Annotated in this window: 11 protein-coding genes; 5 read left to right on the top strand and 6 right to left on the bottom strand. The window is 57.8% G+C overall.

Annotation, left to right across the window (positions count from 1 at the left end; all coding sequences use genetic code 11):
- Positions 1–115 precede the first annotated feature (115 nt).
- The 4 genes from I9H09_RS09515 to I9H09_RS09500 form a co-directional block, all read right to left on the bottom strand.
- The gene (locus tag I9H09_RS09515; RefSeq protein WP_122313133.1) at positions 116–1,408 is read right to left on the bottom strand and encodes a PQQ-dependent sugar dehydrogenase; all 1,293 of its coding nucleotides are present in this window, start codon (positions 1,406–1,408) and stop codon (positions 116–118) included.
- Positions 1,405–1,833, bottom strand: a complete 429-nt coding sequence (locus I9H09_RS09510) for a DUF2231 domain-containing protein (protein WP_236502285.1) — start codon at positions 1,831–1,833, stop codon at positions 1,405–1,407. The genes I9H09_RS09515 and I9H09_RS09510 overlap by 4 nt, the downstream gene beginning before the upstream one ends.
- Before the next feature lie 147 nt (positions 1,834–1,980).
- Positions 1,981–2,124 carry a DUF2256 domain-containing protein gene (locus I9H09_RS09505; RefSeq protein WP_122313135.1) on the bottom strand — a complete coding sequence of 48 codons (144 nt, stop codon included), beginning with the start codon at positions 2,122–2,124 and terminating at the stop codon, positions 1,981–1,983.
- Positions 2,121–3,659: a cryptochrome/photolyase family protein gene (locus tag I9H09_RS09500; protein WP_122347944.1), complete on the bottom strand. Its 1,539-nt coding sequence runs from the start codon at positions 3,657–3,659 to the stop codon at positions 2,121–2,123. The genes I9H09_RS09505 and I9H09_RS09500 overlap by 4 nt, the downstream gene beginning before the upstream one ends.
- 327 nt (positions 3,660–3,986) lie before the next feature.
- Here I9H09_RS09500 and I9H09_RS09495 point away from each other — a divergent pair, with 327 nt between their 5' ends.
- Positions 3,987–6,140, top strand: a complete 2,154-nt coding sequence (locus I9H09_RS09495) for a TonB-dependent siderophore receptor (protein ID WP_122324981.1) — start codon at positions 3,987–3,989, stop codon at positions 6,138–6,140.
- 56 nt (positions 6,141–6,196) lie between these two features.
- Here I9H09_RS09495 and I9H09_RS09490 read toward each other — a convergent pair whose 3' ends face one another.
- Positions 6,197–6,880, bottom strand: a complete 684-nt coding sequence (locus tag I9H09_RS09490; protein ID WP_005897224.1) for an ArsR/SmtB family transcription factor — start codon at positions 6,878–6,880, stop codon at positions 6,197–6,199.
- 94 nt (positions 6,881–6,974) lie between these two features.
- Between I9H09_RS09490 and I9H09_RS09485 the strand changes: the two genes are divergently transcribed.
- The 3 genes from I9H09_RS09485 (at position 6,975) to I9H09_RS09475 (ending at position 11,483) form a co-directional block, all read left to right on the top strand.
- Complete coding sequence (locus tag I9H09_RS09485) at positions 6,975–8,237, top strand: MFS transporter (RefSeq protein WP_428847130.1); 1,263 nt, start codon at positions 6,975–6,977, stop codon at positions 8,235–8,237.
- A gap of 247 nt (positions 8,238–8,484) precedes the next feature.
- On the top strand, positions 8,485–8,733 hold the full coding sequence (locus I9H09_RS09480; RefSeq protein WP_005897227.1) for a hypothetical protein: 249 nt from the start codon (positions 8,485–8,487) through the stop codon (positions 8,731–8,733).
- Between the two features lie 8 nt (positions 8,734–8,741).
- On the top strand, positions 8,742–11,483 hold the full coding sequence (locus I9H09_RS09475; protein ID WP_122347946.1) for a beta-glucosidase: 2,742 nt from the start codon (positions 8,742–8,744) through the stop codon (positions 11,481–11,483).
- A gap of 59 nt (positions 11,484–11,542) precedes the next feature.
- Here I9H09_RS09475 and I9H09_RS09470 read toward each other — a convergent pair whose 3' ends face one another.
- On the bottom strand, positions 11,543–12,184 hold the full coding sequence (locus I9H09_RS09470) for a TetR/AcrR family transcriptional regulator (RefSeq protein WP_122324980.1): 642 nt from the start codon (positions 12,182–12,184) through the stop codon (positions 11,543–11,545).
- Between the two features lie 496 nt (positions 12,185–12,680).
- Here I9H09_RS09470 and I9H09_RS09465 point away from each other — a divergent pair, with 496 nt between their 5' ends.
- Positions 12,681–15,551 (top strand): PAS domain-containing hybrid sensor histidine kinase/response regulator, encoded by a 2,871-nt coding sequence (locus I9H09_RS09465; RefSeq protein ID WP_122313152.1) that lies wholly within the window; start codon positions 12,681–12,683, stop codon positions 15,549–15,551.
- Positions 15,552–15,565: the final 14 nt, after the last annotated feature.

Genomic DNA, 15,565 nt, shown 5'->3' with positions numbered 1-15,565 from the left:
GAATCTACCCCGAATGCAGGTCTCGACGCCCTGCGTCGCACGAGAGGACGCAGGGCATCAATGGATGATGAGGCTAACGAAACGGGGCGAATGAATTCGCCCCGTGGTCGTCAGCTTATTTGTTGCGGGTCACTCTCCAGACCGTGTTGGCCAGGTCGTCGGCAATGATGAGCGCGCCTTTGGGATCAACGGTTACCCCCACTGGCCGGCCGCGAGTCTTGCCGTCTTCACCCCGGAAACCTGTCGCGAAGTCCACGGGCTCGCCCGCAGGACGGCCATTGGCGAACGGCACGAAGATCACCTTGTAGCCAACCGGATTATCGCGGTTCCAACTGCCATGCTCGCCGACGAACACGCCGTCCGCGAACTTGTCACCCATGGCCGGGATGGAGAACGACACGCCCAGAGCGGCGACGTGCGAGCCCAGGCTGTAATCAGGTTTGATCGCAGCAGCGACCTTGGCCGGGTTTTGCGGTTGAGCACGCGGATCGACGTTCTGGCCCCAATAGCTGTAAGGCCAGCCATAAAAGGCGCCCTCTTTCACCGAAGTCAGGTAATCCGGAACCAGGTCAGGCCCCAGTTCGTCGCGTTCGTTGACCACCGTCCACAACTGCCCCGTACCCGGCTGGATCGCCAGCGCGGTCGGGTTACGCAGACCGGTCGCGTACGGCTTGTGAGCGCCCGTCGCGGCGTCGATTTGCCAGACCATTGCACGGTCGATCTCGACCTCCATGCCGCGCTCGGTCACGTTGCTGTTCGAACCAATACCGACGTACAGGAAGCGACCGTCAGGGCTGGTGGTCAGCGCTTTGGTCCAATGGTGATTGATCGCTGAAGGCAGGTCCGTCACCTTAACCGGTTCGCCGCCCGCCTTGGTCTGACCGTCCTGATAGTCGAAACTGACCAGAGCGTCCTGATTGGCGACGTACAGTTTGCCATTCGCGAAAGCCAAGCCGTATGGCGCATTGAGGTTTTCGGCGAACACCGTCTTCAATTCGTACTTGCCGTCGCCATCGGCATCACGCAACAGCGTCAGACGATTACCGCCTTTGACTTTGGTATTGCCCTGCGCCTTGATGACACTGGCGATCACATCCTTGGGTTTGAGTTTGGCAGCACTGCCGCCGCGCCCCTCGGCAATGATGATGTCGCCATTGGGCAGAACCACTGATTGACGCGGAATGCTCAGGTCAGTGGCAATCGCCGTGATGCTGAAACCCTCCGGTACGGTCGGCTTCTGATCACCCCATGCAACAGGTTCGGCAATCTTCATGCTCGGCAGCAGGCCGCGTTGCGGTTCTGGCAGTTTAGGGTCCGGACCACGAGCCTGGGTGCTGTCAGCCTCGCCACCACAGGCGCTCAGCAACAACGCCATACTCAATGCAGTCAGTGCGTGGATATTTCTCATTTTGCACCTCCGGAGCGCAGGCTCGTCAGCCCTGTCCACGTCGCGACGCAGGCCAGCAGGGTGACAATCACCGACAGGATCAGGCCCGACGGCATGACCGCCCAGGCATCTTTGGCATGTTCAAAAGCGTTGACCAGGCCAAGCACCCAAGTCACCAGCAATAGCAGAAAATACGCCACAGGACGTCCAGCCTTGTGATCCGCACGGATCAGGTTCACCAGTGCAAACAACAGCGCCAACCCGCAAAACAGCAAGCCGCCGGCAATCAGCCAGGCAGCAAAGTTGCTCCATTGGGTCTGGAACGTCTGGTAGTAGACGATATCACTCAGCAATCCACCGAGAAACAGTGGAACGGTGCCAGCAAGCAGGGTCGCGTGTAGCGGGCCTGGCGTGCAGCGGTAGACGGGATGGGGGGTAACGGTCATGACGGCTCCTTATCGTTCGGCGACCCTGGATCAAGGCTCAATGCGGATTGCACTCGCCTGTCGGGGTCGCGCTGACTGCGCATAAGGAAGGATCACGTTGCGGAACGGATAGTTCAGCGCATTTCATTTCGAAATATTTTGAAAACTTTACGGGCGGGTTAATGCCTTGTTGCGACAACAGCGCTCGGAGCAGTAGCGAACCTCGTCCCAGCAGCGCGCCCACTTCTTGCGCCATGTAAACGGCAGGCCGCAGACCACGCAGGTTTTTACCGGCAACTCGGTCTTTTTCAAAGTGCTTCTCCGGCGTCCAGTCTGGCCAGCAAATGCTCGCCCCGCGCCCATAGTGCCTGCTGCTTGGGTGCGGCCATACGATCAAGGTTTTTGTAAATCATGCCCATGCGCTGGTTGCGGCGTAAAAGGTCGCTGTGACGCATCAGAAAATGCCAGTAAAGCGCGTTGAACGGACAGGCATCGTCGGTCGTGCTTTCAGTCACTTTGTACGCGCAGCCACGGCAGTAATCAGACATGCGTTTGATGTACTGACCGCTTGCGCAATAAGGCTTGGAGCCCAGATAACCGCCATCGGCGTGCATCACCATACCCAGCGTGTTGGGCAGCTCGACCCAGTCGAACGCGTCCATGTAAATCGCCAGATACCATTCGCAGATCTGCTCCGGCACGATGCCGGCGAGCAGCGCAAAGTTGCCGGTGACCATCAGGCGCTGAATATGGTGGGCATAGGCATGTTTCAGGCTTTGGCCTATCGCCTGGCTCATGCAGTTCATCTTTGTTTCACCGGTCCAGTAAAACTCCGGAAGCGGCCTGCTGTTGCCAAACAGATTACCGCTGGCGTAGTAAGGCATCTTCAACCAATAGACGCCGCGCACATATTCGCGCCAGCCAATCAACTGGCGGATAAAACCTTCGGCAGCGTTCAGCGCCACCTTGCCCGACCAATAAGCAGACTCAACATCGCTGCAGATCTGTCGCAGGTCCAGCAGACCGATATTCAGCGCCGCGCTAATTCGCGCATGAAACAGAAAAGGCTCATCTGTCGCCATCGCGTCCTGATAATCGCCAAAACCCGCCAGGCCAAAATCCAGAAAATACTCCCACAGCGCCTGAGCATCTGCATGCGTCACTGGATAGTCGAAAGCCTCCAGCGAGCCATAATGGTTGGCGAAACGTTCCGCCACCAGCGCCAGCACATCGCGGGTAATCGCATCGGCGGAAAAGCGCATCGGGTACGGTGCAGCCACGCCCTTGGGCAGCGCCTTGCGGTTTTCGGCATCAAAGTTCCAGGCGCCACCGACCGGCGTACCGTCGCCATTCAACAACAGCCCGCTCTTGCGCCGCATCTCGCGATAAAAAAACTCCATGCGCAGTTGCTTCTTGCCCTGCGCCCATGCCGAGAACTCGTCACGGGAACACAGAAAGCGCGTGTCGGCATGCCACCGAATCGGCAGCCCGCAGTCCTTGATCGACTGCTCCAGGCGCCAGTCGCCGCACTCGGTCACGTGCAACTCCTGCGCCTCCAACAGAGCCTGCCAGCGACAAAGCTCGCCCGGTATCGAGCCGGAGTTCTCCGGGTCATCCAGCGTGACGTACTGCACCCGAACCCCACGCTCACGCAACGCTTCGGCGAAATGACGCATGGCACTGAAGATCAGCGCAATTTTCTGCGGATGATGCGGCACATGACTCGCCTCCTCCATGACCTCGACCAGCAGGACTGTGTCGTGCTCGGGATGCATGTCCTGCAGGGACGCCAGGTCGAAAGAGAGCTGGTCGCCGAGGACAAGATGGAGTCGGTGAGTAGTCGACATGAGTGGCTTCCGCGACAAAAAAAGTTGTACCAATGTAGGTTTTTGTACAAGTTTTTCATAGCGGTTTTTTGCGCATGTCGTACGCGTCCAGACACCTGCTAAGCGTAACCGCGCCGATTCACGCCTGCTAGCGTCAGAACAGGCTCTGCCTGTCTCGCAAAACTCCATTGGCCATTCCAGCCATCTTCCCGCCCGCGAATGTGAAAATTTTGTTAAGTATTTGGCCGAAGCGTCTTCTTCTGGCAGAAACAACCTGTCACACTAATGCGAACCGTTATCAACATTATTATCATCCAGCCACGGACGGCTTCAGGGAGTGTCGGATTCATGCCGGGGCAACATTCGCAAAGCCGTAATCGTTTTACACCTTGCCTGTTGGCGATGGGCATCTGGGCAGCAGCGACACAGCCCGCCTTTTCCGCAGACGCGCAGCCGCCTGTGACGATGGAACTGGGCGCAACGGAAATCAGCAGTGACCAACTCGGGTCGACCACCGAGGGCAGCCGGTCTTACACCACTGGCGCCATGCAGACAGCCACAAAATTGCCGCTTACCATGCGTGAAACCCCTCAGGCCGTGACTGTCGTCACCCGTCAGCGCATGGACGATCAGGCCATGACCAGCATCAACGATGTGGTCAGGTACACGCCCGGTCTATTTCTCGACCAGTCCAGCGGGCCTGGCCGTCAAACCTATACATCACGCGGCTTTGATATCGACAACATCATGTACGACGGCCTGCCCGCCTCGTACTCGGGTTACACGGCCGGCGTGCAGCCCAACCTGGCCATGTTTGACCATGTCGAAGTGATCAGAGGCGCTACCGGTCTGACGACAGGCTCAGGCAATCCTTCGGCAGCGATCAACATGGTGCGCAAGCGCCCTACCGCCGATCCGCAGGTCAGCCTCACCGGCACCGTCGGCAGCTGGGACGATTACCGTGGCGTATTCGATGCCTCTGGCCCTCTGAACGACAGCCGCACTGTGCGCGGCCGGATAGTCGGCTCCTACCAGGATGCGAACAGCTTCCGTGACAAGGAAAAAAGCGATCACGGCGTTTTCTATGGCGTGCTCGAAGCCGACCTGAGCGATGCAACGACAGCGACCTTCGGCTTGTCTCGTCAGGAAGATCAAACCAACTTTTTCTGGGGCGGCCTGCCGCTTGGCAGCGATGGTCACCATCTGAACCTGTCCCGCTCGACCTACCCCGGTACGGACTGGGAAAACAAGAAGATCCAGATCGACACTGTGTTCGGTGAACTTGAACATCGCTTCGACAACGACTGGAAACTGCGCGTTGCGGGCTCGAGTTCTACTCTGGACGGCGTGTTCTCGGGCACCTACCTCTCGCGCTACAACGGCCCGCTGGAGACCACGGCCTATCAGTCGAAGCCGGATGAAAAGCAGGCAGCACTCGATGTCTATGCCAGTGGACCGGTCGAAGCGTTTGGCCGCACCCACGAAGTAGTGATCGGCAGCAGCAGGCGCGTCTACGACAAGACCAGCAAGGAATACAGCCCCTACGACACCGGGCTGCCTATCGGCGCGCCAAAACCGAACTTTGTGCGGGACGGTAAAACCCACAATATTGCTACCCAGGACGCCATCTACCTCACCACGCGCCTGAGCCTGGCCGACCCGCTGACTCTGATTCTCGGTGGTCGTCTGGACTGGTACGACTACGACGACCGTTCAGGCGACGAGGACTTCAAGGTCACCCGCAACCTGACGCGTTATGCGGGCCTGATCTACAAGCTGGATGACCATTACTCCCTGTACGCCAGCTACACCGATATCTTCAACCCGCAGAACTATCAGGACCTGTCCGGCAAAGTGCTCGACCCGGTGGTGGGCAAGAACTATGAAGTCGGTATCAAAGGCGAGTATTTCAACGGCGCTCTCAACGCCAGCCTGTCGGTGTTCCAGATCGATCAGGAAAACCTCAAGACCGAAGCGCCGACTCAGGCAGGCTGTGCAGTGCTCACGTGCTACGACGCAGCCGGGCTGGTGCGCAGTCAGGGTATCGACCTGGAGCTGCAGGGCGCGCTGACCGAGAACTGGCAAGTCGGGGCGGGGTACACCTACGCCCGCACCCACTACCTAAAGGATTTCGATCCGGCGAAAGAGAATCAGCGCTTCGACACCGATACGCCCGAGCACCTGTTCAAGTTCTCGACGGTCTACCGCCTGCAGGGCGCACTGGAAAAAATGCGTGTCGGCGGCAACGTCTACTGGCAGAGCCGCATGTACAACGACATTGCCCTCACCGACGGCAGCTATCGGCTGGAACAAGGCAGTTACGCGGTGGCGGACTTGATGGCAGGCTATCAGGTCAACAAACACCTGGACCTGCAGTTGAATGCCAACAATATCTTCGACCGTACCTACTACACCGCGATTGGAGCCAGTTCGGTATGGGGCTCTACCGACGTCTACGGCAACCCGCGCAGCTATGCACTGACAGCCAAATACAGTTTCTGACCAACGAGCACGTCGCTACCGGGCAAGCTCGGTAGCGACGCAAATATCGCACGGCCCTACCACCCAAATGCTTTCGCCATACCGCCCAACCCTTTGGACGTCAGATCCAGCGCTCTGGAATCAAGGTGCCGGCTTACCCAGCCCCGCTTGAGCATCAGCTCCAGCAAAGCTGCGCCCAATGCACCGCCGATGTGCGGGGAACGCTCGCTCCAGTCCAGGCAGGCGTAGGCAAGACGCCTGCGCTGAACAAGCATTGCTTCGACGTCAATGCCCAACGCGTTCAACGATCCGATACCTTTCCCACTGACCTGATAATCCTTGCCCTGCTCGATCAGCCAACCCGCCTTGAGCAAGGCGTCGTGCAGCCTGACGGCAATTTCGCCGGCGCAATGGTCGTAACAGGTCCGGGCCTGCCTTAACGCAGAAGGCGTGTTGGGCTGGAATGGCGCAGCACTGTGCTGAGTCAGCGCCAGCAAGGCTTCCAGCGCTCGCGCCACCTGCGCATTGGCCAGTCGATAGTAACGATGTCGCCCCTGCACCAGCATTTCCACCAGACCCTGCTCGCGCAAACGAACAAAGTGGCCGCTGGCGCTTGATGCGCCAATATCGGCAAGCGCCGCCAGCTCGGTCGCCGTCCGTGCGTGCCCGTCCAATAACGCACAGAGCATTCGGGACCTGGCCGGATCGGCAATGGCACCCGCAACTGCTGCCAGCGAAAGATCGGCCGTTTCAACTTCCATAGTTCAGCCCTCCCCGAAGTGTTCTCGTAGGCAGTCATCATACTGATGCCAAACCACTTGAAGGGATTCACCAAATGCATAAATCGAGTTTTTTTTGGGCAGAAAAGTCGTCGCGGCAACGTTTGTGATGGCTGTTTTTGGCTGGGGCATCGGCTTCTACGGTCCACCGATATTCATGTACGCCGTAATTCAAAAAACCGGCTGGTCGGCTGCCCTTTGCTCGGCGGCGGTCACTGTGCATTTTCTGGCGGGGACCCTGGTAGTCATCAACCTGCCCGCACTCTACAAACGCGTCGGTTTTCCCTGGACCACTGTGTCAGGTGCAGGAATTCTTGCTGTCGGCATCTTCGGATGGACGATTGCCACGCAGCCCTATCAATTGTTTCTTGCCGCGGTCCTCAGCGGGTTCGGTTGGGTGACGATGGGCGCTGCAGCGGTCAATACAGCCATCTCGCCCTGGTTTGTCAGCAAGCGTCCCGGAGCGCTGGCAATGGCTTACAACGGCGCGAGCATTGGCGGCGTGATCTTTTCGTCGGGCTGGGTGTACCTGATCGGCCGGTTCGGGTTCAGCCTCGCTGCAATCGTGGTAGGCGTGGTTTCCATCGCAATCATTGCCCTCCTCGCTTTGACCGTGTTCAGGTTCAGGCCTGAACATCTGGGTCAGCAACCCGATGGTATTCACCACCCAGCAGATGATTTGGCTCAACCACAAGACGCAACGCCCATAACGCTGCGAGGTAACCGGCAGTTCATCACGCTGGCCGCTGCCATGTCGCTAGGGCTTTTTGCACAGATCGGCTTGATCAGCCAGCTATTCATGCTGCTGGTAGATCACGTCGCTGAACAGCGTGCAGGACTGGCAATGGGCATCGCCACTGTCAGCGCCATCGCTGGAAGGTTGCTGTCAGCCAGACTGATGCAGACAAGCCTCAACCGCCGCAATGTGGCCTGCCTGAGTTATGGCTGTCAGTTGCTGGGCTGCATGGTATTGATGCTCATCAATATCGATGCTGCCTGGCTATGGGTCGGGATGGTTCTTTTTGGCTTGGGCATCGGCAATGCGACGTCCTTGCCGCCGCTGATTGCCCAAGCCGAATTTCCCCGCCAGCAAGTAACGCGGGTGGTGACGTTGATTGTTGCCATTGCACAAGGCTGTTATGCATTTGCACCGGTATTTTTTGGCAGCGTTCAAGTGCTTTACGATGGACCCCGCAATGAGCTGTTGACCTTGACCCTGGCTTTGGCTGCAAGTATTCAAGGGCTGGCGATGATGGCACTCAGCAATGACACCTGTGAATTTAAAAGTTGCAAAACACCAAAAACAGAGCGATCACTCTGCTTTCAAAAAGAGCAATAATTCTTCATAAGCAACAATAAATCATATTTTATTGCTCAAATATTCTAATTAATAACGATAAAAACTATAAAAAGTCAGATTTTAAATACAAGAAAAACAATACTTTAGATTATTTAAAAACGCACTCGTGTATTTTTATCGACGGTGCTTCTTGATCAATCAAAACTTTTGAAACTGCCTGCCAGCGGCGTTGGACTGCTGGCAGATGTGCTCCCTTGCCTTACGCCTCTATTTGGAGATTCTCCCGATGGCCAGACACTTGCTGCCTGCTGCTGCCGCTTTACTGACCTGCCTAGCCGCGCTTTCAGTCTCGGCCGCTGACACGGAAAACCCGCTGCCTCAAACCTCCAGCGAACGCCGCGTTGCGGTTGATGCCAAGCGCCAACAGATCACCGGCGCCGACCTTGCTACACAAAAAACATCCGGCGGAGCGCAAACGATTGTCGACGCGCCGATCGACACCACAGACGCGCCTGCTGGCGATGAAAAACATTGAGCCGGCCGATGACGCACAACACCTCCCCAAGGCATTACGTAAGGAATAGCTCCGTGTCCATTATCAAACAAGGCCTTGGCCTGAGCCTGTTGGCGCTCGGTATCGCCCAGGCAGGCAGCGCTTTTGCTGTTACGCCGATGACCGGCAATGAAGTCGAGGCGCGAGTAGGCGCCATGCTCGACAACATGACTCAGTCGGAGAAGATCAACTTCTCGCGCGTCGACGACGGGCGAATGATCCCCAAACTCGATAAATTCAATCTCCAGGGCACAGTCGCCTACGACTCGGCGATGGGCGTGCTGGTCGGCGGCAAGACGTTCGGCGCGCAGTACCCTTCCCCGTCCGCGCTCGCAGCCACCTGGAGCATCAACCGGGCCAAGGAATTCGGTCTGGCTATCGGCTATGAAACGCGCATCGCGGGCGGTCAGCAGATGCTTTCGCCCGCCATCAACCTGTACCGGACGCCTTTCAACGGCCGGGCAGCCGAGTACATGAGTGGTGAGGACCCATTCCTCGGCGCGGTATTGGCGCCGGCGGTCACCAACGGTATTCAGGTTCAAGGCGTACAAGCAGCGGCCAAGCATTACCTGATGAACGAGCAGGAAGCGAATCGTCACTATCTGGATGTGAAGATCGACGAGCGCGCGATGCAGGAATTGTATCTGCCCGGCTTCGAATCGTTGGTCAAGAACGCCAACATCGCTTCGATCATGTGCGGTTACAACAAGATCAACGGCGAATACGCATGTGAAAACCATCACCTCATCACAGACATTCTGAAAGGCCAATGGGGCTTTCAAGGCAACGTCATGAGCGACTTCAACTCGGTTCAGGACGCCTTCAAGGGTGCCTGGGCAGGGACCGATATCGACATGCCGAGCGGGCTTCAGTTTACCGAGGCCAAGCTGCTGCCTTATGTCTGGAACGGCCAGTTGCACCAGAATGTGATCGACGACAAGGTCCGTAGAAACCTGCGTGCGCTGGTGAGCTACGGCTTTGACAAAGGCATCAACAAGGCGCAGCCACTCGAGCATCGTGAATACGGCCAGTTGGCTGCACTGAACGTCGCGCGGGAAGCTATCGTGCTGCTGCGCAATGAACCCGTAGACGGGCAAAAGCCTCTGCTGCCGCTGCCTCGGAACGCCAAAATTGCCGTGATTGGTGATATGGCCGTGCAGCCTCCAACGGCACCTTTTGGTACCGCGTACTCGGCACCGGCCAGCTACGTCACTGAATTAAGCGGGCTGAAGCAACTGGCATCGAATGCATCGAATGTCGATTATCTGCCGCAGATGAGCCTGAATCCGAAGTCGTCCGTTTGGTATCAGCCAGGCACAGAAAAACAGCCGATCAGCAACGCAGGCGTGAAAGCCGAGTATTACTCCAACACTTCGCTGTCGGGCGATCCGGTGGCGACCCGTGTAGAACCCGGCGTCAACCTGGACTGGATCACCAACACCAACCTCACTGATAACGGTGCCGGCACGGTCAGCGGCTACACCCCTTCGGCAGGTTCGTTCTCCGCCCGTTTTACCGGCAAGATCAAGCCGACGATCACTGGCGCCCATGTGTTCAAGGTCCGCGCCGACGGTGCCTACAAGCTCTGGGTCAACGACCAGCTGGTGCTGGAAGACGAAGGCTCGCAAGTCTCGTTTGACCTGATCCCGGTGGTTCCGCGCACCGTCAAGGTACCGGACCTCAAAGCCGGCACCGAGTACAACGTGCGTCTGGAATATCGCCGCATGAAGGGCAACTTCACTCCGGTTCTAGGTGGCATGAACGGTGTGCAGATGAGCTGGGCGTCGTTGCGTCCACCGAAGAATCTGGCCGACTACGATGCTGTTGTGGTCGCGGCTGGCAGCAACTTCGAATACGAAGGCGAATCTCTCGATCACCCGTTCGAACTGCCGCAGTTCCAGTCCGAGCTGATCGGTTTCATTCAGAAAGCCAACCCCAAGACCATCGTCGTCATGCACGGCGGTGGCGGTATGGACATGCAGCCGTGGGCCAACAAGGTAGCAGCCTCTCTGCATGCCTGGTTCCCGGGCCAGCAAGGCGGTCAGGCGCTGGCAGAGATTCTGTACGGCCAGGTCAACCCGTCGGGCAAACTGCCTATTACGCTTGACAAGAAAGCGCAGGACAACCCGAGCTACGCGTCGTTTTCGAACCCGGTGCCGTACTATTTCAGCAGCCCTAACCCGCCCACTGAGATGACCTACAGCGAAGGTCTGTACCTGGGCTACCGCGGTTACGACAAGAAACACACCAAGCCGCTGTACCCGTTCGGCTTCGGGCTTTCCTACACCACTTACGCGTACAGCGATCTGAAGCTGTCGAGCAATGTGCTGGCTCCCGGCGCAACCATTCAAGCCAGCTTCACCGTCACCAACACAGGCGACAAGGCCGGTTTTGAAGTGGCTCAGCTGTACCTCCAGCCTTCCAAGCCTCAGGTTGATCGCCCGGAGAAAGAACTGAAGGGCTTTACCAAGGTTTACCTGAAGCCTGGCGAAAGCAAGACAGTCACGATAGCGCTGGATTCACGCTCATTCGCTTACTACTCGCCGGACTCGGTGAGCTGGAACGTTGACCCTGGCAAATTCAAGGTCCTCGTCGGCAAGGATTCGGAAAACCTGGCGCTTGATCGCACCGTGGTTGCGCTCTATCCGGAACGCTTGACCACCCGCGATTCCAACCCTCTGCCAATCCCGCTGCGCAACGCAGTGCAGGTCAAGCCAGAACAGGCTTACTAGGTAGCAGCAATCGGTGGTCGAGAGACCACCGATTGCACTTTCACGTACACCCCCGCCGTTCAACGCCCCGCCAGATCCCCAGCCAACCGCTCCAGAAACCTTGCAAACGCCTGTTCTATCTGAACGTCACCCGGCGACCTGAGCCATTGAATCTGCATACCGTCCATCATCGAAACGATCTCGAGGCTGATCTGCTTCACATCGACGTCTGGCCTAATGTCACCTGCCTCAACCAGCGAATTCAGTTGAACCTGAAGATGATGATGAATGATCCCGGAACGTTCGCTGAACCAGCGGTGTGCCGGATGAGTGACCGAAAGACTTTCCGTGTTGATGATCATCAACGCCTGGCTGACAGCCACATCTTCGATACTGAAACTCATGACATGCTTCAGAAATGACATGAAGCCTTGCAGAGACCCGTCCTGATGGGCGTCTTGCAATCGGGAGGCAACATACTGGTCTCGATGTTCAAGAACCGCCTGCAACAGGGCAAGCTTGTTCGGGAAGTGGTGCAGCAAACCAACTTGAGAGAGACCGGCAACCTTGGCGATATTCGTCAACGAGGCGCCAGCGTATCCATCGCGAGCAAAAATGATCATCGCCGCCTGAATGATCTCGCCCTTGCGCATCTCGCCTTTGGGAAGTCGGCGGCGCCCGGCGGTCTTGGTTGCAGCGGATTCGCCGGATTTCACAGGCATGGGGATAGCACTTTTCGCATCACGGTCTCCGCTCCTTCTTGCCCGTCATCCGAATTGAAATACTGGATCACTGACAGCCCAAGATGCTCTGCCGCACCTATTTAAAAGCGAAATCCTAGCACGCAGCCAGAAGGAAATCGGAAAATACCTGCTGACGGCCTCATGATTGCAGTCAAGCGATCCAGGCCCGGTCACGCATAACGTCGGCCGCCCTAAAGAAACATTTTCGCAGGCCGATGCTTTCAGGGTTTGAATACGTTTCAATGCTTGGCGAATGCAACGAGCTCCGGTCAATCCGAATAACTTTTCCGGATTGCCATAGCTGAATACTGTTGCGCTATATTGCGATCGCCATAAAAACGCAGATGCCGATATTTTTTGATTCCATTGCGCAACGCAGGCCGCGGAGACTCTCGAGGGCGCTGCCAAACAAGTCTTTATGTGAGCCGGAGGCACCCTGAAAGAACTGACAAGAGAAGAGCTGGAGGCGCAGGTGCTGCACCTGCGCAGTTTGCTTGAACAAGCCCGGATAGAACCCGAGCCGAGTGACGCTCCAGCCGCGGTGACCAGCCGTGAAGCACGCCAGCGCGCCGTTTTTGTCAGTGCGATGGACTTTGCCATGATTCTGACCGACACGGACGGGGTCATTACTGACTGGAACCCGGGTGCCGAGCAGGTACTCGGCTGGACTGCCGAGGAAATGTCGGGACAGAGTGCCGAGCGTTTTTTTACGCCCCAGGATCGGGCCAGCGGTCAGATCGATTATGAAATGCACCTCGCCCTGCGTCAGGGTCGGGCCTCCGACGAGCGTTGGCACGTGCGCAAGGATGGCCAGTTGTTCTGGGCGTCAGGCGAGATGATGCCGTTGCGCGGAGCCAAAGGCGCTCACATCGGTTTTGTGAAAATTCTGCGCGACCGTACCGACGAGCACCTGGCGGGCCGAGCGATTGAAGAAGCTCAGGAGCGTTACCGATTAGCCGCCAAGGCAACCAACGATGCCATTTGGGACTGGGACCTGAAAGCCGATTACATTCTCTGGAATGACGCGCTGGAACAGGCTTATGGCCATCCACTTGCTACGCTGGACACCTCGAGTGACTGGTGGATCGCCCAGATCCACCCGGATGACCGTGCGCGTATCTACGCGTCCATCCATGCAGTGATTGACGGCAACGGCACCGCCTGGACTGATGAATACCGTTTTCGTCGCCTGGACGGGTCTTATGCCGATATCCTCGACCGTGGTCATGTGATCCGTGACGCAGAAGGCAGCGCTGCACGCATGATCGGCGCGATGCTCGACATGTCCCAGATGCGCAAAGCCGAGATGGCGTTGCGTCGCAGCGAAGAACGCTCTAGAACCATGCTGGAAACCATCGAAGCCGCTTTTGCCATCATCGAAGTCAGGTTCGATGCCGACGACAGCCCGGTGGACTATCGCTTCATTGAGGCCAACCCTGCCTTTGAACGCCAGGCGGGTGTGGACCTGCGTGGGAAATGGGTGACCGAGTTCGCTCCGGACCTGGAGCGTTTCTGGTTCGAAGCCTATGGTCACGTCGCGAAAACCGGAGAGCCCGCCAGCTTCGAGAACTATGCCAAGGCCTTTGAACGCTGGTTTGAAGTAAAGGCTGTGCGTGTCGGTGAACCGGCTGATCGGCAAATCGCAGTCATGTTCAGTGACGTGACCGCACGCCGGGATGCCGAGGAGCGTCTGCGCACAAGCGAAGCAATCTCGCGCGAAAACGTCGAGCGTGTTCAGCTCGCGCTGGCCGCTGGAGCGATCATCGGCACCTGGCACTGGGACCTGCTCTCCGACCGTTTCGCGGTTGACGAAGCCTTCTCCAGGGCCTTTGGCCTTGAGCCAGCCCTGGGCCATGAAGGCCTGAGCCTGGAACAGGTCATTGCCACTGTTCACCCTGAAGACCGGCCAGGTCTGATCGAAGCAATCAACGCGGTCATTACTGAAGGGAGTCTTTACGCGCATCAGTACCGGGTTCGCCGTGCCGACGGCATCTACTACTGGATCGAGGCAAATGGCCGTGTCGACCGTGCCGAGGACGGCACGCCATTGAGTTTCCCAGGTGTTCTCATCAACGTCGATGAACGACGCACCGTCGCTGCAGAACGCGACCGTGCTACAGCAGCGCTGCGTTCACTCAACGACACCCTTGAACAGCGTGTCGCGGCGCGTACCACCGAACTCATGCAAGCTGAAGAAAAACTGCGTCAGTCGCAGAAAATGGAAGCCGTGGGGCAACTGACCGGCGGTCTGGCCCATGACTTCAATAATTTGCTGGCAGGCATTTCCGGCGCACTGGAATTGATGAGTACCCGGATCGAGCAAGGGCGCTGGAGCGATGTCGACAAATACATTGTCACCGCACAGGGTGCGGCAAAACGGGCGGCTGCCCTGACGCACCGGCTTCTTGCCTTCTCGCGACGCCAGACGCTGGACCCGCAACCTACCGATGTGAATAGGCTGATGAAGGGCATGACCGATCTGATCCAGCGCACGGTCGGTCCTAGCATTTTGGTCGAAACCATCGGCACGCCTAGGCTATGGCCAACATTGGTGGATGCCAGCCAACTCGAAAATGCGTTGCTGAACCTGTGCATCAATGCCCGTGATGCGATGCCGGATGGCGGGCGCATCACCATCGATGCTAGCAACCGCTGGGTGGAAGATGGCGCAACGCAGGTACACGACCTGCCTGAAGGGCAGTATCTGTCGTTGTGTGTCACCGATACCGGCACCGGCATGACCCCGGAGGTCATGGCCAAGGCATTCGACCCTTTCTTCACCACCAAGCCGATCGGTCAGGGCACGGGCCTTGGCCTGTCGATGATCTACGGGTTCGCCAATCAGTCCGGCGGTCAGGTGCGCATTCAGTCAGAGGTCGGCAAGGGAACCTCGATATTCATTTACCTGCCTCGTTACGACGGTGCTGCGGTCAGGGACGAGAGCGATGCACACATCCCACCCGTCGAGTTCACGCAGTCCGGAGAAACGATTCTGATCGTGGATGATGAGCCGACCGTGCGCATGCTGCTTACCGACTCCCTCGGTGATCTCGGCTATACGCTGATCGAGGCGGCGGACAGCCTGGCCGGCCTTAAACTGCTGCGTTCGGACGTGCATATCGATCTGCTCATCACCGACGTGGGCCTGCCGGGAGGCATGAACGGGCGGCAGATGGCCGACGCCGGGCGAGAAGTTCGTCCACAGCTAAAAACCCTGTTCATCACCGGCTACGCAGAAAATGCGGCCATCGGTGATGAGCAACTCGGGCCGGGAATGCGGGTGCTGACCAAGCCGTTCGCCATCGATGCGCTGACCTCTCGTGTTCAGGAACTGATGAACGCCTGATTCGGTCAGGCGCT

The sequence above is a fragment of the Pseudomonas tremae genome (assembly GCF_023278125.1).
Lineage (GTDB): Bacteria > Pseudomonadota > Gammaproteobacteria > Pseudomonadales > Pseudomonadaceae > Aquipseudomonas > Aquipseudomonas tremae.
The sequence above is the reverse complement of the archived record's forward strand: the minus strand, read 5'-3'. Positions and strand labels throughout refer to the sequence as shown.